Annotated in this window: 1 protein-coding gene; it reads right to left on the bottom strand. The window is 79.8% G+C overall.

The genetic code is table 11. The annotated features are described in order from the left end of the window. The coding region (locus tag GTR00_RS21470; RefSeq protein WP_240900773.1) for a lipid II flippase MurJ at positions 1–1,020 on the bottom strand (1,020 nt) is incomplete at its 3' end. Between the last annotated feature and the right edge of the window lie 89 nt (positions 1,021–1,109).

Raw genomic sequence — 1,109 nt, 5'->3', positions numbered from 1 at the left:
GACCCCCACCGCCGCCGCGTCGAACGCCCCGCGCCCGTACAGCGCGTGCACCACCCGGTCCGCGTGCACGGCCAGCGCCACCGACACCGGCACCACCACCAGCAGCAGCGCCGGCAGCGAGCGGCGCACGTGCTCGCGCGCCTGCGGCGCGCCCAGCCCCGGCAGCACCGCCAGCCCGGCCAGGCCCAGCGGCACCGCCAGCAGGCTCACGCCGGTGCTGGCCACGAAGCGGGCGTAGTCCACGGCGGCGACCACGCCGTCGCCCAGCAGGGAGGCCACGACCCGCTCGGCCACCACCGCGGACTGCGCCACCACCGGCAGCAGCAGCAGCGGGCGCACCCGCACCCACAGCCGCCCCAGCAGCTCCCGGCCCGCGCCCGCCCCGCGCGGGCGCGGCGGCACCAGCCCGGCGCGGCGCAGCCGGGCGTGCGCCCAGGCGTGCAGCACGAGGTAGGCGCCGGTGAACCCCCACGCCACCACCAGCGGCTCGCCCAGCAGCAGCGCCAGCCCCAGGGCGGCGATCGTGCCGAGGTTCTGCCCGGTCGCCCGGACGCTGGAGAGGCGGAACGCGCCGTGCGAGACCTCCAGGGCGCTCAGCAGCGCGAACTGCAGGTAGCTGGGCACGCCCAGGGCGGTCACGCGCAGGAACGCCGCCGCCGTCGCCGCCGTGGACGCCCCCAGGCCGGGCGCCAGCAGCGCCACCACGTCCCCCGCCAGCAGCAGCAGGCCCGCCGCCAGCACCAGCGACAGCACCCCCAGCCCGGCGCGCAGGGCGTGGAAGAGGGCGGCGGCGCGCTCGGGGGACTCCCGCCGCAGCTGCGCGTGCAGGGGCAGGAACCCCGCGGAGAGCACGTCGGCGGTGAACAGGTCCACGGGCACGAGCGCGGCGGTCTGCGACACCCGCGCCGCCACCGCGGGCGCGCCGGTGCCGTAGGCGGCGGCCAGCAGCACCTCGCGCACCAGGCCCAGCACCTTGCCGGCCAGCCCGCCCCAGAACAGGCGCTGCACGGCGGCGCGCATCACGGCGCCAGCAGCTCGGCGTAGGCGCGGGCCACCCGCTGCAGCCGGTACCGCGCGGGCAGCAGGCCCCCGCCCGCGGCACCGGCGGG

Origin of the sequence: Kineococcus indalonis (assembly GCF_009906395.1) — a bacterium.
GTDB classification, from domain to species: Bacteria; Actinomycetota; Actinomycetes; order Actinomycetales; family Kineococcaceae; genus Kineococcus; species Kineococcus indalonis.
Note: the sequence above shows the minus strand (reverse complement) of the source record. Positions and strands in the feature narration are given on the sequence as shown.